14 protein-coding genes are annotated in these 16359 nt (G+C 71.7%); 4 read left to right on the top strand and 10 right to left on the bottom strand.

The window, feature by feature from the left end; translation table 11 throughout:
* Positions 1-50 precede the first annotated feature (50 nt).
* Positions 51-485 (top strand): MarR family winged helix-turn-helix transcriptional regulator, encoded by a 435-nt coding sequence (locus ACIA5G_RS32220; protein ID WP_395930007.1) that lies wholly within the window; start codon positions 51-53, stop codon positions 483-485.
* Positions 486-801: 316 nt separating this feature from the next.
* Positions 802-1236, top strand: a complete 435-nt coding sequence (locus ACIA5G_RS32215) for a hypothetical protein (RefSeq protein WP_395930005.1) — start codon at positions 802-804, stop codon at positions 1234-1236.
* Between the two features lie 73 nt (positions 1237-1309).
* Here the strand turns inward: ACIA5G_RS32215 and ACIA5G_RS32210 are convergent, their stop codons facing one another.
* The 6 genes from ACIA5G_RS32210 to ACIA5G_RS32185 all read right to left on the bottom strand — a co-directional run bounded on the left by ACIA5G_RS32210 (position 1310) and on the right by ACIA5G_RS32185 (position 7678).
* Positions 1310-1936: a DUF4360 domain-containing protein gene (locus tag ACIA5G_RS32210; RefSeq protein ID WP_395930003.1), complete on the bottom strand. Its 627-nt coding sequence runs from the start codon at positions 1934-1936 to the stop codon at positions 1310-1312.
* 176 nt (positions 1937-2112) lie between these two features.
* Positions 2113-2985 (bottom strand): spermidine synthase, encoded by an 873-nt coding sequence (locus ACIA5G_RS32205; RefSeq protein WP_395930001.1) that lies wholly within the window; start codon positions 2983-2985, stop codon positions 2113-2115.
* Positions 2985-3344, bottom strand: coding sequence for an adenosylmethionine decarboxylase (gene speD, locus ACIA5G_RS32200; RefSeq protein WP_395929999.1), 360 nt, complete (start codon positions 3342-3344; stop codon positions 2985-2987). Before speD ends, ACIA5G_RS32205 begins: the two co-directional genes overlap by 1 nt.
* Positions 3337-4485, bottom strand: a complete 1149-nt coding sequence (locus ACIA5G_RS32195; RefSeq protein ID WP_395929997.1) for a type III PLP-dependent enzyme — start codon at positions 4483-4485, stop codon at positions 3337-3339. Before ACIA5G_RS32195 ends, speD begins: the two co-directional genes overlap by 8 nt.
* A 22-nt stretch (positions 4486-4507) precedes the next feature.
* A complete protein-coding gene (locus ACIA5G_RS32190) occupies positions 4508-7057 on the bottom strand; it encodes a glutaminase domain-containing protein (RefSeq protein WP_395929995.1) in 2550 nt (849 codons plus the stop codon).
* Between the two features lie 144 nt (positions 7058-7201).
* Positions 7202-7678 (bottom strand): MSMEG_6728 family protein, encoded by a 477-nt coding sequence (locus tag ACIA5G_RS32185; protein ID WP_395930334.1) that lies wholly within the window; start codon positions 7676-7678, stop codon positions 7202-7204.
* A gap of 49 nt (positions 7679-7727) precedes the next feature.
* Here ACIA5G_RS32185 and ACIA5G_RS32180 point away from each other — a divergent pair, with 49 nt between their 5' ends.
* Positions 7728-9338 carry an amidohydrolase gene (locus tag ACIA5G_RS32180; RefSeq protein ID WP_395929993.1) on the top strand — a complete coding sequence of 537 codons (1611 nt, stop codon included), beginning with the start codon at positions 7728-7730 and terminating at the stop codon, positions 9336-9338.
* Here the strand turns inward: ACIA5G_RS32180 and ACIA5G_RS32175 are convergent.
* The 3 genes from ACIA5G_RS32175 to ACIA5G_RS32165 form a co-directional block, all read right to left on the bottom strand.
* On the bottom strand, positions 9307-9612 hold the full coding sequence (locus tag ACIA5G_RS32175) for a DUF1883 domain-containing protein (protein WP_395929991.1): 306 nt from the start codon (positions 9610-9612) through the stop codon (positions 9307-9309). The genes ACIA5G_RS32180 and ACIA5G_RS32175 overlap by 32 nt on opposite strands.
* Before the next feature lie 95 nt (positions 9613-9707).
* The gene (locus tag ACIA5G_RS32170; RefSeq protein WP_395929989.1) at positions 9708-11609 is read right to left on the bottom strand and encodes a hypothetical protein; all 1902 of its coding nucleotides are present in this window, start codon (positions 11607-11609) and stop codon (positions 9708-9710) included.
* Between the two features lie 195 nt (positions 11610-11804).
* Positions 11805-12287, bottom strand: a complete 483-nt coding sequence (locus ACIA5G_RS32165) for a MarR family winged helix-turn-helix transcriptional regulator (protein WP_395929987.1) — start codon at positions 12285-12287, stop codon at positions 11805-11807.
* A gap of 28 nt (positions 12288-12315) precedes the next feature.
* Between ACIA5G_RS32165 and ACIA5G_RS32160 the strand changes: the two genes are divergently transcribed.
* A complete protein-coding gene (locus tag ACIA5G_RS32160; RefSeq protein ID WP_395929985.1) occupies positions 12316-13761 on the top strand; it encodes a phenylacetate--CoA ligase family protein in 1446 nt (481 codons plus the stop codon).
* Here ACIA5G_RS32160 and ACIA5G_RS32155 read toward each other — a convergent pair.
* Positions 13758-16328 carry a hypothetical protein gene (locus tag ACIA5G_RS32155; protein WP_395929983.1) on the bottom strand — a complete coding sequence of 857 codons (2571 nt, stop codon included), beginning with the start codon at positions 16326-16328 and terminating at the stop codon, positions 13758-13760. The two genes, ACIA5G_RS32160 and ACIA5G_RS32155, sit on opposite strands and share 4 nt — an antisense overlap.
* Positions 16329-16359 lie beyond the last annotated feature (31 nt).

The raw sequence follows: 16359 nt of genomic DNA, 5'->3' as shown, positions 1-16359 counted from the left end.
GAACACGCCCAATTGTTCAGCAAGCTGAACATTCTGCACGACGACCCGGAGTGACGGTGAGCACAACCCCCGAACCCGACCTGAGCACCTGGCCGACGGGCCGGCTCCTGGCCGTCGCCGCACGACTCGTGGAGCAACGCTGGGCGGCCGTGCTCGACGGCATGGGCCTCACCCACGCGGGCCTGATCGCGCTGCACGTCCTGCGCGACGGCCCGCTCCCCCAGCGAACACTGGCGCAGCGCTGCCAGGTGACCGACCAGACGATGAGCCGCACGCTCGACCGGCTCGCCAAGGCGGGTTTCGTCACGCGGACGCCGGACCCGGCGGATGCCCGCCGCCACCTGACCCGGTTGACCACGCGCGGCCGGGCCGTCCACGAACGGGCGGTGCACGCCGAACCCGCACTGCTCGGTGTGCTCGGCGAGGACGACGCCTTCCGGGCGGGACTCCTGGACGTGATCACCCGGCTGTCCGCGGGTGGTTGAGATCAGCCGGGGCTGGGTAGCTCTTCTGACATGTGGATCGCGGTGAGCACCCCAGTGGCCCTCCTGATCGCTACCGTCCTGATGGAGCGGTTCGAGCGACGATGCACCCCGATGCCCGCCGCCGAGGTCGAACGCGTCGAACCCCGCGGCTGACCCGCGGCCCTTTCGAAACCACCGGCCACCCCTCGGTTCGAGCTGCGCAGCTCACCCTTGCTGTGATCCACGTCTCACTCCGCCCTGACGAGAACCTCGGCCGCGCCTGTCCGCGACTGACTGGGCAGATCCGGCTGATCCGGATCCCGGGGAGGAGATCACCATGCGCAGCACCAGCAAGCCCACCCGCAAGGTGGCCGGCCTGGCCCTCGCGGCCGGACTGGTCACGGCGGCGAGCATCGGGATCGCCGGCGGCGCGTCGGCGGAGCCGGGAACCACGGAGGGGACCATGACGAACGCGAACCACCAGCCGCCCCAGGGGGCGCGCGCCACCGTGCAGGTGAGCCCGAACCCCACCACTCATCGCGGCGAAGAAGTGACCATCACGGGCAACTGCGGCGGCGGCACCGGGCTGAAGTCCGTGCTCGGCGGGTTCCCGGAGCGGCCGGCACTGGAGAACATCCGGATCCTCGACGCCGGTCCGGACCACTTCGTGGCCAAGGCCACCGTGGCCCAGCACATCGGGAACGGCGTCGGCCCGGTGTTCGTCGACTGCGGTGGCGAGGCCGGGGTGACCCTGCTCGTCACCCACGTCTGACCGGGACGAACGGCCCGCTCACCGGCCGGTGTTTCCGGTGAGCGGGTCATCGGAGCGGAAAAGACCGCGGAATTCAGCAGGTCTTCCACGCGAAGTGGTAAATCGTGTCCACGCTCGCGTGCTCGGAATCCATTTCGATGTAACTCGTCCCGCCGGCGGTGCCCGCGTCGGCCCGCAGTTCCGCATTGATGTTCAGGTTGCGGTCTTCCCCGCACGGCGCGAACACCAGCTCGGCCACCTCGGTGACGTCGGTGGCCCGCCACACCCCGTGGAACGGGCCGGGGAACGTGTGCCGCACGCGGGCGGTCGGCGACGTCCCGGCGAAGTAGTAGTTCGCCTGCTCGAGCGCGCTCGACCCGCTCTCGATGTGCGCGAAGCCCCGGTACTCCGCCGAGGCGATCGCGTACGTGAACCCTTGGGGCACGTGGACGAGCACGTTGATCTGGCAGTTCTTCCGGGCGTCGAGCGCGGACGCGCCCCCACCGGCCTTGGCGGTGAAGTTCGTGTAGTGCACCGTGAACGACGTGTTGTCCGACGCGACGTCGGCCGAAGCCGTGGCCGTGCCGGCCGGGCAGCCGGAGCCGTTGATGGTCTTGATGTCGAGCGTGATCTTCTGGTCGGGAGCCGATTCCGCCACGGATTCGACGGGTGCGGCGACGGCGGACAGAATCATTCCGGCTACGACCAACATACCGAGCATGACGCTCCTCCAAATGGGCCACGATGCCTTTTTGATCACGATGATCGCGCGCGGAACGGATCGTAGCGCGATCGCAACCTTTTCGACGGCCACTGAACGGAGTAACACGGCAACCGAAAGTACGGGAAATCCATTTCCCCGCTGTTTCCGGTTTCAACTACGCGGTATTCTCGGAATCACTGTCGAAACTGGTCTGGACCAGTATCGTGCCGGAGTGAGTACGGCGGCGTCGAGCCCGCCAGCAGCGCCTCGGCGTCCAGCGTCGCCGCCCGGCTCCCCCGCTCGGCGAAGCGGCGCGCCACCAGCGCACCCGGATCGGCCACCCGGTCCACACGCCCGGACAGGAACGCCCACTCGTGCTCGTCGGAACCGAAGTACAGCACCGTGCCGAACACCTCGCCGAACCGCCGCCACGACGCGCGCAGCGTCTCGTTGCGCCACAACGTCGGGCAGCCCGCCTGGCAGGTCACCACACCGCCGGGAGCCAGGACACGCACGCAGTGCCGGAGGAAGTCCGTGCCGTACAAGCGGTTGTGCTGGGCCTCGGGATCGGTGTTCTCGTCCGGCAGGTCGATCACCACCACGTCGTAACTCCCGGCGGGAGCCGCGGCCAGGAACGCCCAGCCGTCCGCATAGGACACCCGGACCGGCCCTTCGCCCCGCGAAGCGCGGTCCAGCTCTTCGGCCGGGTAACCGTAGGGCAGGTGCTCGGCGCAGGCCCGGACCGCCTGCTCGTCGATGTCGACGTGGTCGACGTGCGCAGCGCCCGCCGCGACCGCCAGTTGACTGGCGACCCCCTCGCTCGACCCGATCACCAGGACCCGCCGCACCTGCTCGGCCAGCAGCAGCGCGGGCACCATCAGCGCCTCGTGGTAGACGAGCTGGCTCGCTTCGGTGCTCTGGCGCTCACCGTCGCAGAACAGCGAAACCCCTTGCGCGGTCTTCCCGATCAGCACCTGCTGGTACGGCGTGCGCGCGTCGAACACGACGTCGTCGACCTCCCACACGCGGGTGAGGCCGGCGCCGACCGGTTCGTGGATCGAGGGCATCAGCGTTCTCCCCGGTGGACGACGGACAGGTGGACCGAAGCGGCGTCCAGCGACTTCGCCAGCAGCCGCAGCGCGTGCTCGGGATCGGCCCGCTCGCCGCAGGTGAAGACGTCGGCGAACAGCGAGCCGTGCTCGGGGTAGGTGTGCACGGACGCGTGCGACTCGGCCAGCAGCGCGATCACCGTGGCGCCCTGCGGCGCGAACCGCTTGGCCACGACGTCGACCACCGTCGCGCCCGCCTCCGTCACGGCCGCGCGGAGCAGCTCTCCCAGCCGCGTGGCGTCGTCGAGCAGGCCCGGGTCGATGCCGTGCAGCTCGGCCAGGACGTGGCGCCCGGTGAACCGGCCGACCTCAGGCATCTCCCCACCTCCCGACGCAGTAGGTGCGCAGCGGCTCGATGCCGTTGAACGCGACGGACGCGTAGCTGGCGGTGTAGGCCCCGGTGCCGGGCAGGTCGAGCCGGTCGCCGGTCCGCAGGGACAGCGGCAGCTCGTACGGCGTGCGCTGGTAGAGGACGTCGTCGCCGTCGCAGGTCGGCCCGGCGAGCACCACCGGACCGACGGGCCCGGGGTGCGGCTCGACCGGCTCGAACCGGTAGGCGATGGCCTCGTTCTCGGCCTCGGCGAGCCCGTTGTAGCGGCCGATGTCGAGGTACACCCAGCGCCGCTCACCCCGGTTCGCGACCAGCACGACCTCCGCGCGCAGCAGGCCCGCGTCGGCGACGAGCACCCGGCCGGGCTCGAGCAGCAGGTCCGGCCGTCCGGCGGGGAAACACGAGTCGAGCGCGGAGGCGATCGCCGTCGCGTACGCGGCCAGCGGCGGGACGGCGGTGCGGTGGGTGGTCGCGAAGCCGCCGCCGAGGTTGAGCCGCGTCATCTCGACGCCTTGCGCCGCCGCCTCGGCGAACAGCTTCGCCGCGGTGGTGACGCCGATCTCCCAGGCGGCGACGTCCGGCTGCTGCGACCCGACGTGGAAGGCGATGCCGGGCCGCAGCCCCAGCCCGGCCGCACGCAGTACCAGGTCGAGGGCCTCGGCCGGCTCGCAGCCGAACTTGCGGCCGAACGGCGTCACCGAGTCCGGCGCGTCGAGCACCACCCGGATCGAGACGGCCGAGCCCGGCGCGTGCCGGCCCAGGTGGTCGACGTCGTCGGCGGCGTCCGAGGTGAACTCGCGGACCCCGCGCCCGTAGGCGTAGGCGATGTCACGGGGTTTCTTGATCGGGTTGCCGTAGGCGAGGTCGGCCGGATCGGCGCCCCGCTCGAGGCACAGCGTCAGCTCGGCCGGCCCGGCGACGTCGAAGCCGGCCCCCGCCGCCACCAGCGTGTCGAGCACCGGCGGCGCCGGGTTGGCCTTGACCGCGTACCGGACCAGCGCGCCGGGGAACGCGGCCCGGAACTCTGCCGCCCGGGCCGCGACGACGTCGGTGTCGACAACGAGGCACGGGGTCGGCGGATCCCGCTCGTCGAGGAACCGGCGGATCCGGCTGAGGTCGGCGCACACTTCGCCAGTCTTGCAAACGACGTCAGCCGAACCGCCACAGGTGGTCCGGCGAGCCGTTGTCGTCCCACTGCGTCACCTGCGCGCCGTCCGCCGTGGACTGCTGGTCGACCGCCAGCACCTTGCCGCTGCGGACGTTGACGAGCTTCGACCAGCCGCCGCCCGCGTCGGTGATCCGCCAGTTGTGGTCCGGGGTGCCGTTGTCCCGGTACTGCTGCACGTGGGCGCCGTTGTCGAGGCTCTGGTCGTGCACCGCCAGGACCTTGCCGCTGTTGCGGTTGACGATCCGCACCGTGCCGTCACCGTTGTCGACCACCGTCCAGAGGTGGTCTGCGGTGCCGTTGTCCGCCCACTGCGTGACCTCGGCGGTGTCGGCCAGGGACATGTTCGACACGGCCAGGACCTTGCCCGACCGCTGGTTCTGGAGCTTGCGCCACACCGTCGTCGACCCGGCCGGACGGGTCAGCAGGGCCAGGTAACCCCCGGCGACCGGGCGGGCCTGGAAGCCGCGCTGGGTGGCGTCGGCGACGACGTACCAGTCGCTGAACGGGACACGCTGCGGTGTGCTGTTCGCGTAGCTGTAAACACCCTCGACCAGTGTGTTCCGGATGTTCGGCTGGTCGGTGAGCCAGGCCGCGGTCCACAGCTCCCAGTCGGCCTTCGTGTAGTTGTTGCGCGGGTCGAGCAGCACACCGTGGGCGCCCGCCCGGGCGTGGTACCAGGCGGCCTCTTGCGCCGCGACGCCGAGCGGGACCAGGTCGAGGCCGAGCACGCGGTCGGCGAAGCCGTTGTACTTCAGGCTCCACGTGCCGGGCTGGTCGTAGGCGAGCTTCAGGTGCTGGTTCGACGTGTCCTGCGCGAGCGTCACCCATTGGCTGACGTAACTGCGGGACGTCGACCGGTAGCGCTGGGCGTCGGCGGTGTTCCCGGTGGCGGTGGCGATGATCCCCATCGCGCCGACCCCGATGATGCCCTTCAGCGCGAGGTTCGCACTGTGCGCGATGAACCCGGTGAAGTCGTCGGTCTGGTTCTGGAAGCCCGGGTCGAGGGTGGTGCCCACCAGGTACTCGGCCCACTGCCGCAGGATCCGGTAGTGCGTGGTGGCGAACGCGCTCGCCTCCGCCGACGGCAGCCGCTGGACCAGCGCGGCGGCCATGATCAGCAGGTTGGCCGACTCCTCGACCGGCATGCTCTCCTCGTTGCCGTCGTTGTGCCCGGTCGCGTCCGGGTAGTGGGTGCCGAGGTCGTGCTCGGCGAACTCCTTCGGCCAGCCGCCGCGCTCGGCGTAGTCCAGCAGCGGCTCCAGGATCAGCCGCAGGTAGGCCGGGGACAGGTACAGGTAGCCCGGGAACGCCGGGTAGGTGACGTCCACAGTGGACATGTTGCCGTTGGAGGAGATCTCCTTGAGGAAGGCCCACGGCGCGCCGCCGCGGTCGACCAGCTCGGTCCCGCCGAACGCCTGGCGCAGCGCCAGCGCGCAGATCCCGGCGTAGTGCTCACCCGTGGTCCCGCCGCCGGCCGCGGTGACGGCGTCGTCGTGCAGCCGCTGGTCGATCACCGTCGCGGCCGCGAGCGCGGCGGCGTGGTCGTTGGCGAACCAGACCGCCATGTCCTGCCAGCTGCCCCAGTAGTGCGTCCACCAGGGCCGCAGCTCGGTGCCGAGGTAGCGGACCGCGGGCGTGCGGACGTGCCCGATCGACAGCGTGAACGGCGCCGACGTGCCGCCGGCCGCGATGGTGCCGAGGTTCCTGTTGAAGGCGAGCACCGGCCAGCGGTCGTTGATCGCCCGCGGCTGGGCGGTGTCACTGCTGTTGCCGAGACCGCCCTGGCCGGCCGAGGCGGCGCGCACGACGGTGTCCTGCCCGATCTGCCAGCTGACCCCGGACGTCGGCGCGGCCAGCACCAGCGAGCCCCAGCCGGCCTGGTCGCCGTTTTCCTGCAGCACACCCGGGCTCGCCGGGGTGCAGCTCAGCAGCGTGTAGCCGTTGGACTGCTGCTGCGTCCAGGTGACCGGGGTGGCGGTGTTGCCGTGCACCCACTCGGCCGAGGAGTCGAAGTGCAGGTCGACGGCGTGCGCGCGGCCGTCGGTGCTGGCGGCCTGGATGGTGACGTAGCCGAACGGCACGGACTGGCGCTGCAGGTTCGCCGGGTCGACGGGCGAGAAGAACGTGACGGTGAGGTTCACCCCGCCGCCGCTGAGGACATACGTCGATCGTGTGCCGGTGACCTGCAGCGACACCTGCGTCATCGGGGTCAGCGCCGGCCCGGACGGCAGGGCGGGCGACCCGGCGAAGACGTACGCGACACCGTCGATGCGGGCGAGGCCGCACAGCGCGGTGGTGTGCCCGGTCCAGAAGCTCGCCCAGGTGCCGGGCAGGTTGTCGGCGGGCTGCCAGGTGGACAGGTACGGCGAGCGGACGATCAGCGGGGTGGCCGGCGGCCGGATCGGGCTGAAGGTGCCCGCGGCGGCCGCCGTGCCGGGCAGCCAGAGCGCCGCGGCGACGGCGGCGGCCGTGCCCCCGGCGAGCCGGAGCAGGTCACGACGGGACAGGTGATCGCGTTCTCGGGCGGACATCGGTGGCCCCTTCCACGGCGTGAAGCCGGAGCGACGAACAGCGCAGGGACACTTCTACCTCGTTGATACAACGTTGTAAATCCGCCGATAGTCTGTCCGCCCGCTGTCCACCGGACCACCGCGTCCGCAGGTCCGGTGCGGTTTTCAGGCGGTGCGCCGCGGCCGGTCCGAGGGCGGCCAGACGTACGGCAGGTCCCCCGGCACGTCCGGGAACTGCGCCCGGTAGTGGTCCGGGTCCTTCCGCACCAGTGCGGACCGGTGACTGCGGTGCACGGCGTCGTCACCGAGCCACGGCGGGACATCCCCGGTGGCCGTGAGCTCGGCCTGCGTGCGGACGGCGGCGTCGCCGAGTGACCGGGTGTACTCGTCGGCGAGCTTTCCCGCGCACGTGTCGGCCGCGCCGAGGGCACACCACGCCGCGCAGACTTCGAGGCCGTAGCGGGTCAGTGCTTCTTCGTAGCCCGTCCACATCTTCGCCGCGGGGTGGTGACGCCAGCCGTAGTCCGGGACGACGAGCGCGCGCAGCACCTGCAGCGCCTCCACCCGCTGCTTGCCGAGCCGGCGGCGGTCGAGCGTGCGGGCGCTCTCGGCGAAGCCGGCGCACGGCAGGAACGTCTGCATGCCGGGTGGGTACCCCGGCGCCGCGCCGCCGATGCGGGAAGATCGGCGCATGCACGCCGACCTCGTCTTCACCGGCGGCCCGGTGCACACCGGGGACGCGGCCCGCAGCCGGGCCGGGTCCGTCGCCGTCACCGGCGACCGGATCACCGCGGTGGGCGGCGACCCGAAACCGTTGATCGGCCCGCGCACCGAGGTTGTCGACCTACGCGGCCGCCTGCTGCTGCCCGGGTTCCAGGACGCGCACGTCCACGCCGTCGGCGCCGGGATCGAGTTGGGCCGCTGCGACCTCACCGGCGCCACCACGGTCGCGGAGTGTCGGGACGCCGTCGCCGCCTACGCCGAGGCGAACCCGCGGCTGGCGTGGCTGACCGGCAGCGGCTGGTCCATGGAGACCTTCGTGGGCGGCCTGCCGCACCGGCGGCTGCTCGACGACGTCGTCGCGGACCGGCCGGTGGTGCTGGTCAACCGCGACCACCACGGCGCGTGGCTGAACGGCGTGGCGCTCGCCCGCGCCGGAATCACCGAGGACACGCCCGACCCGCCCGACGGGCGCATCGAACGGGACGCCGACGGCGCCGCGACCGGCGTGTTGCAGGAAGGCGCGATGGACCTCGTCACCCGGCTGCTGCCGCCGAGCACCGCCGCGGACGAGCTCGCCGGGCTGCTGCGGGCACAACAGCTGCTGCACTCCTTCGGTGTCACCGCCTGGCAGGACCCGCTGCTCGGCGCGTACGGCGGCATGCCCGACCCGTCGGGCGCGTATGTCGACGCGATCGCGCGGGGCGTCCTGACAGCAAGGGTCACCGGCGCACTCTGGTGGGACTGCGACCGCGGCGCCGACCAGCTCCCAGACCTGCTGGAGCGCCGGGAATCGTTGCGCGACAGCGGGTTCCGCACCGGGAGTGTCAAGATCATGCTCGACGGTGTGGCGGAGAACCAGACCGCCGCGTTGCTCAGGCCCTACCTGTGCGGTGACCACAGTGGACTGAGCTTCGTCGATCCGGCGGCGTTGCGCGAGCACGTCACGCTCCTCGACGCGCATGGGTTCCAGGTGCACTTCCACGCGCTCGGCGACCGGGCGGTGCGGGACGCGCTCGACGCCGTCGAAGCCGCCCGCGCGGCCAACGGCTGGAGCGACCACCGGCACCACCTCGCGCACCTGCAGGTGGTGCACCCCGACGACGTCCCGCGGTTCCGGCGGCTCGGCGCGACCGCGACGATCCAGCCGCTGTGGGCCGTGCACGAGCCGCAGATGGACGACCTGACCGTCCCGTTCCTGGGCGCCGAACGGGCGGCGCGGCAGTACCCGTTCGGCGCCCTGCTGCGGTCCGGGGCCACCCTGGCCGCCGGGAGCGACTGGCCGGTGAGCAGCCCCGACCCGCTGCAGGGCATCCACGTCGCGGTCAACCGGACGCCGCACGGGGAGAACGTGCCACCGTTCTTCCCCGCGCAGCGGATCGACCTCGGCGCGGCGATCGCGACCTACACGGCGGGCTCGGCCTACGTCAACCACTTCGACGACGCCGGCTCGATCCGGCCGGGCCTGCGCGCCGACCTCGTCGTGCTGGACCGCGATCCCTTCGACGGCCCCGAAAGCGAGATCGGGGCCGCGAAGGCCGAGCTGACGTTCACCGGGGGCCGGTGCGTCCACGGGCCATGACGGCCGGTTCCGCGTCGACGGTCACCCGCGGGTGCAGGGGCAGGTCGTCCAGCCCCTCGACGTCGAGCACCAGGAACCAGTGCGCGTTGGCCGGAATGTGGATCTTGAACATCGGTGCGGTGGCCACCCCGCCGTGCATCCGGTAGTACTGCCGGCGCCGGTATGCCTGGAGGTTGACCTCCGTCAGGAGCCTGACGTTGGCCATCGCGTCCAGGCGGATGGTGACCACCGCGTCTCTTCGCACCTTCCCGAGGTCGAATACTGTCGCTTCCATTTTTCGTCCCTACTTCCACGCGTGGTTTTGTCGGCTCGCGAGCAGCGCGGAGCACGCCGCGAAGCGCACGACGGAACGGAGTTTCGGGACGCGATCTAGCCGGGGCCGGTGCCCGGCTTGCAGGGCCGCCAAAGCGGCAGGAAGTCCCCGTGCGACCGCGTGAAGCCCCCGGTGGCGCGGGGTCCGTGGTCGGAGGTCAGGAAGGCCGGCGGGATCGAGGAGCCGCCGCCGAAGGTGGCATCGGACGACGCCGGGGCGTGCGGGGCCGGCGGGTTTTCGGGGGCTTGGTGGCGCTTCGGGGCCGGGTGCTTCGGCTGCGGCCGGACCGGCGCCGGGCGCTGTTCGTGGGCCGGGCGGGGTTCGGCGGCCCGGAATCCGGCGTGGGTCGCGGCAGCCAGCTTGGCCGGTTCCGTTGCCGGGCGCAAGACCGGGCTCGCCGGGGATTCCTGCTGCGCGGGGTGCGCTTCCCGCAGTTCGCCGGCGCGGGTGGCCGGGGCGGGCAGAACAACGGCATCGGGATCCGGCACCGGTTCGGCCACTTCGCCGACGACGGGGTCGAGGACGTCGGGCAGGACGGGCGCCGTGGCATCAAGAACCGGCGCGACGACGGTCGAGGTGACCGGGCGCAGGAGGTCGGCGACTGGTGCGACGGCGTCGGTCAGCGGGGCGACGAGGTCGGAGACCGGCTTGGTCACGGTCGCGAGGATCGGCGCGGTGATGTCGGTCAGCGGCGAGAGGGTGCCGTGGACGGCCTGGGTGACTGGCGCGACCACCTCGGCGGCGGTGGTTACCACCGGCGTGACGGTCTTGATCACTGGCGAAGCTGCGGTCTCGACGATGCGCGCCACCGGCTCGACCACGGGCACGGTTGAACGCACCACCTGCGAGACCGGCTCGATCACTGGCGCCGCAGTCTTGACCACCGGCGATACAGCCGCCGCGACGACCTGCGCCACGGGCTCGACCACGGGCGCGGCAGTTTTGATGATGCGCGCCACCGGCTCCACCACGGGCGCGGTCGCACGGACCACCTGCGAAACCGGCTCGACCACCGCAGTGGCAGTCTTGGCCACCTGCTCGACGAGCTGCGACACCGGCTCAACCGCCGTGGCGGCGGTGTTGGCCGCCGGCCTGGCGGCCGCCTCGACTACGCCCGCTGACGGTTCGACCACCGGCGCCGCCGCGCGCACCACTCGCGACACCGGCTCGACCACGGTCGTGGCGATATCGGCGATCGGCGAAGATGTCGCCTCGACAACCCGCGCCACCGGCTCGACGGGCGGTGCCGGAGATGAAGCCGACCCGGTATTGGGCGAAATCGGCGCGGCCGAACGTACTTGCGACACCGGCTCCACGACAGGCACCGCAATCCCCGCAACCGGCGACGAAGCCGACCCGGCAGCTGGCGAAATCGGCGCGGCCGAACTCACTTGCGACACCGGCTCAACGACAGGCGCCGCAGTCCCTGCAACCGGCGACGAAGCCGACCCGGTAGCGGACGAAACCAGCGCGGCCGAACCCACCGACTCAACAGGCGCCGCAATCCCTGCAACCGGCGACGAAGCCGACTCGGCAACTGGCGAGACCGGCGCGGCCGAAATCGCCCGCGACACCGGCTCGACGAGCTGCACCGCAGTTCCAGCGACCGGCGACGAAGCCGACTCGGCAATACCGTCAGCCGGCGATGAAACCGACTCAACGCTCCGCGAAATCCCCGCGCCAGCCACCTTGACCGCCGGCTTCACAACATCAGTCGCCTCAGCGACGGGCGAAACCGCACGCGCCGCATCGGTCACCGGCGCCAGACCAGCCACCCGGACAACCGACGAAGAAGGCCCCGACACAGACCCCACCGGATCCGGCAGCCTCGGCGTGGCAGCCTCCGCGTGACCGGACACCAGCCACGACACCAGCCATAGGCCCGCCACGGCCCCGGCCAGCACCAGCAGCCGACGCGCGGCGACCGTTGCGCCGCCCGCGTCGTGAGCCCGGGTCACGTCGGCGAACCTCCCCTCGGCGAGAGCAGACCTCTGACCTACCCCTCAACGCCGCCGGTCACACGCGCGCTACGCCCTCGGAGGCCCCTTCCACTCGACCGGCCTAGTGCTTTGGTCTCAGTAAGCCTGAGTAAAGAGCCCAGTCGGCGGAGCCTGATCCCCCAGTCGTCAGCAAAAAGTTGCGTAAGCGAAATATCAGGGTTGCTGAGAGCGACGCAAGAGCGCTCCCAATGCCGTAACGCCGTGCTGGAGCCCCTCGCGGAACGTCGCGCGCTGGCCCGGGCTCAGGTCGGCGAGCAGGGCGTGCTCCACCTCCGCGATCGCCGGCGCGCAGTCCGCCAGCAGCGTGCGGCCGGCGTCGGTGAGGCCGGCCAGCAGCACCCGCTTGTTGCCCGCCTTGGGGGTGCGCGCGATCAGCCCGCGCTTTTCCAGCGCCAGCACCATTTCGTGCATGGTCTGCGGCCGCAGGAACGACCGGCGGGCCAGCTGCGCCGAGGACAGCGCGCCGCTGGCTTCGAGCACCGTCAGCGCGGTGTACTGCAGCGTGGTCAGCCCGAGCGGCCGCAACGCGTCGTCGAGCAGCGCCCTGACCACCAGCTCGAGCCGTTTGACCAGGTAGAGGGTCAACGGTGCGCCGGCGGGGTGCTGCTCCGCGGAGGTGCTCACGCCGCCCATCATGACACGCGGCGGCCGTTATGCTGCGATCATGGACCACGGTCGGCAGACCCGCGTGCGGCAGGCGTTCGACACCTTCTTCGGCCCGCCGGAACCACCGTCCGAAGACCACGTGCTCGACCTGGTCCACCGCACCGCGGAAACCGTGCCCGCGTACCGGAAGTTCCTGCGGGAACACGGGATCACGCCCGAAGACGTCAAGACGATGGCGGACTTCCGCACGCTGCCGCTCGTCGACAAGGCGGGCTACCACCGGAAGCACCCGCTGCCCGAGCTGTGCCGCGGTGGCACGTTCGCCGGAAACGACATGATCGCCGTCTCCTCCGGTTCGAGCGGCCGGCCGACGATCTGGCCCCGCGCCCTCGAGGACGAGCTGCACGTCGCCCGCCGCTTCGAGCAGGTCATGGTCGACGGCTTCGGCGCGGACGAGCGCAGCACCCTCGCCGTCGTCTGCTTCCCGCTCGGCACCTGGGTGGGCGGCCTGTTCACCACGGCGTGCGTGCGCCACCTCGCGGCGAAGGGCTGCCCGATCACCGTGGTGGCGCCGGGCAACAACAAGGCCGAGATCCTGCGGGTGCTCCCCGAGCTGGCGCCGCACTTCGAGCAGGTGGTGCTGCTGGGTTACCCGCCGTTCGTGAAGGACGTCGTCGACACCGGGCTCGCCGAGGGCGTCGATTGGCCCGCGTACACGATCAAACTCGTGCTCGCCGGCGAAGTCTTCAGCGAGCAGTGGCGGGACCTCGTCGCGCAGCGGGCCGGGGTGGCCGACCCCGTTCGCGACATCGCATCGCTGTACGGCACCGCCGACGCCGGGGTGCTCGGCACCGAAACCCCGGTGTCGGTGGGCATCCGCCGGTTCTTCGCCGGCCGCCCGGACCTCGCCCGGGAGGTCTTCGGCGACGCGCGGCTCCCGACCCTCGTGCAGTACGACCCGGCGAGCCGCTTCTTCGAGGTGCACGAAGGCACGCTCGTCTTCACCGCGGACGGCGGGATCCCGCTGATCCGCTACCACATCGCCGACGACGGCGGGGTCCTGCCGCACGCCGAGCTGCTCGCCTTCTGCGCCCGGCACGGCTTCACCCCGCCGCCCGGGCCGGAGCTGCCGTTCGTGTACGTGTTCGGCCGGTCCCTGTTCACGGTTTCCTTCTTCGGCGCCAACGTCTACCCGGAGAACGTCACCGTCGGGCTGGAGCAGCCCGGCATCAGCGACACCGTCACCGGCAAGTTCGTCATCGAGTCGGTCGAGGACGCCGACCGCGACCGGCGGCTGCGGATCACCGTCGAGACGGCGCCGGGTGCGACCGCCGACGCCGGGCGGATCGCCGGCTCGGTGCGCGATCAGCTGCGCCGGCTCAACAGCGAGTTCGCGCACTACGTGCCGGCGGACCGGCAGCTGCCCGACGTCGTCCTGCGCCCGGCGGGTGATCCCGAGTACTTCCCGGCCGGGGTGAAGCACCGCTACACCCGGCCGTCCTAGGGCCGGGCGAGCTTCCGGAACCGCTCACGCCGTTCGCCGGCCGAAGAGCCGTCGGCGATGTCGTCGTCGAACCACGACCAGAGTGCCGCCCACAGCTCGGCGCGCGTGGTGAAGTCGTCTTCGGCGACCAGGCCGTGCTCGAGCTCGGTGATTTCGGTGACGAGCTGGTCGAGCCGCTGGTCGCACAGCCGCACGTACTCGCGGACGACGACGTTGGCGTCCAGGCCGGTCTTGACGCGTGACCCGGCCGCGCCACGCAGCTGGGCGTGCAGCCGTTCTTCGTCGTAGAGCGGGAACCCGGTGATGGCGCCCGGGTAACCCGAGTCGGCCGACCATTCGCGGAACGCGCAGATCGCCTGGTAGCGGGTGTACCAGTCCTGTTTCCCGGTGGCCAGCCGCGACAGCTTCCGCCAGGCGTCGCGGTCGGCGGAGCGCCAGCGGTCGAGCGTCCGGCCGTCCGGGGCCGGGCCGGGCTCGAGGGCGCGGGTCCGCCAGAAGTGCGCGCGGCAGCCGGCGATCTCCCCGACGAGCCGCCGCACGTAGCTGACCTGCTCCCAGACGTGGGCGCGCTGCGGCCGCAGCGGGGCGGCGCGGTCCGGCGAGAAGGTGACCATCTCGAAGACCCGGAACAGCTCGTGCCCGCGCAGCGCGGCGAGGTCGGGGTCCTCCCCCATCACCCACGACCGGCGCTCCGGCAGCCGCCCGCTGTGGCTGATCGTCGCCGCGTGGTACAGCTCGCGGATCGCGCGGCGGGCCACTTCGTCGCGCGCTTCCCCGGTGAGCCGGGGATTGCGGGCGCGGTCGCGCAGGTCGCGTTCGCCGCGCGGACCGACTTCGAGCATGGCGACGGCGTACACGCTCGCCGCGTTGTAGCACTCTTCCCACGACCGGCGGGATCCCGCGGCCTCGACGGTTTCGTCGAGCGCCTGCGGGTCCGGCGGCCAGCGCCGGTCCGGGCAGACGTCGGCCAGCCGGACGCGACTGCCCGGGTAAGCGGGCTGGGGCACCGGAACCGCGCCCGTGACCGGCTCGACGTCGGCCATCGCGCGCCGCACCACCGTCCAGATCAGGGACAGGTCGAGCGCGCGGTTGGTCAGCTGCTGCCAGCTGCGGCGCCAGCGCCGGCCGAACCGGCGGTAGTCCTCGATGAGCCGCTCGATCTCGTACTGCGACAGCGCGCCGAGGTACGAGCGCATCTCGGCGGCACGCTGGTTGTACTCGGCCAGCTGCGCCGGCGTCGCCTCCTGGACGACGAGCTCGCGCACCGGCACCCGCATCACCCGGCGGTGCAGCTCGAGCCGTTTCTCCCGCGGGATCGTGTACGGCCGCGTCCGGACGTCGAGGTCGATGTACCGGCGGAACCGCAGTTCCAGCGCGGCCCGCAGTTCGGCGCGGCGCAACGCCCGCGCGTCGTCGGGCACGCTCGCGGTGGTGCGGCGCACCCACCAGGAGCCCGCCACGGAGTCGCCGTGCCCGAGCACGAGGGCGTGCCGGTACCGGGCGATCAGCAGCGCGACGTCACGGCCGCGGCCGGCGTAACGCGGCTGCTTCGCGAAGTCGGCGCCGATCCACCAGCGGGCGAGGGCCGGGTGGCCCCGGCTGCAGACGGTGATCACGTCGTCGTAGGTGGCGAGCGCGTCGAGGTGCAGGTCGAGCTGCTCCTGCAGGGCGGCGATCTCGAGTCTGATGTAGACGTTCGACGGGTCGAGACTGACTGCCCGGTAGTACTCGGCGAGGGCTTCGTCGTAACGGCGGTAGGTGACGAAGTGGTTGGCGCGCTGGTAGGCGTCGAAGAGCTCGTACGGGATCTTCGCGTCGCGCCAGGCGGTCCAATGGATGTTCGTGCGCACGTAGGCGCTGCGCGGGATGACCAGCGCGGCGACGGCGTTCGCGGCCCGGTGCAGCACGCGCGGCCAGTTCTCGTCCTCGATCACCAGCGGGCTGGCAGCGAACCGCGGGACGCGCACGAGCTCGAGGATGAGCTGGTAGCGGCCGGTGGTGTTGCCCGGCCGGACGGTGCCGGTCACGGTGAACGCGGCGGGCGGCTGGGCGAGCCGGATCAGCTTGGTGGCGGCCTTCCACCAGCCGTCCGCGGAGTCGCCGGCGTGCTCGACGATCTGGATGAAGTCGTACGAGCTGCCGACCCCCGGGACCGGGGTCGGGGTGTAGAGGCGGGAGTCGTTGAGGAACCGCTTGAAGGTGGCGGTCAGCTCGACGGCGGAGTCGATCTCGCGGTCGTGGCTGCCGGTCGGCCGTTCGTCGACGAAGAGGCGGATGTCGATCTGGTTGCCGCGGAAGGCGGCGGTTTCGAGGCGGGCCTTCCCCACGAAGAACAGCGTGAGGATCGTGGAGATGACCACGACGGACGTCTGCAGGACGGTCCAGGTGATGACACTGGCGACCTTCGGGTCGCGGACGAACGTCCAGCCCTGGAAGAACGGCAGGTAGGGCACCACGGCGAAGCTGACCGCGACGAGCCCGGCCGCCACCGCCGCCAGCCACCACCTGATCCGGTGAGCCTTGGGCAGTTCGGCTTGGTCGAAACCGACGTGTCGTCGCGCGAGCACCGTCGATCACCCCCTCGTGTCGCCAGGTTAC

Source organism: Amycolatopsis sp. NPDC051758 (assembly GCF_044453095.1).
Classification (GTDB): domain Bacteria; phylum Actinomycetota; class Actinomycetes; order Mycobacteriales; family Pseudonocardiaceae; genus Amycolatopsis.
This window is presented reverse-complemented; position numbering and strand designations above follow the sequence as displayed.

Coding starts and splice junctions, on each gene's coding strand:
- ACIA5G_RS32185 (WP_395930334.1), bottom strand. CDS start 7,678: ATGCAGACGTTCCTGCCGTGCGCCGGCTTCGCCGAGAGCGCCCGCACG.
- ACIA5G_RS32160 (WP_395929985.1), top strand. CDS start 12,316: ATGGACCACGGTCGGCAGACCCGCGTGCGGCAGGCGTTCGACACCTTC.
- ACIA5G_RS32205 (WP_395930001.1), bottom strand. CDS start 2,985: ATGCCCTCGATCCACGAACCGGTCGGCGCCGGCCTCACCCGCGTGTGG.
- ACIA5G_RS32215 (WP_395930005.1), top strand. CDS start 802: ATGCGCAGCACCAGCAAGCCCACCCGCAAGGTGGCCGGCCTGGCCCTC.
- ACIA5G_RS32165 (WP_395929987.1), bottom strand. CDS start 12,287: ATGATGGGCGGCGTGAGCACCTCCGCGGAGCAGCACCCCGCCGGCGCA.
- ACIA5G_RS32175 (WP_395929991.1), bottom strand. CDS start 9,612: ATGGAAGCGACAGTATTCGACCTCGGGAAGGTGCGAAGAGACGCGGTG.
- ACIA5G_RS32190 (WP_395929995.1), bottom strand. CDS start 7,057: ATGTCCGCCCGAGAACGCGATCACCTGTCCCGTCGTGACCTGCTCCGG.
- ACIA5G_RS32210 (WP_395930003.1), bottom strand. CDS start 1,936: ATGCTCGGTATGTTGGTCGTAGCCGGAATGATTCTGTCCGCCGTCGCC.
- speD (WP_395929999.1), bottom strand. CDS start 3,344: ATGCCTGAGGTCGGCCGGTTCACCGGGCGCCACGTCCTGGCCGAGCTG.
- ACIA5G_RS32180 (WP_395929993.1), top strand. CDS start 7,728: ATGCACGCCGACCTCGTCTTCACCGGCGGCCCGGTGCACACCGGGGAC.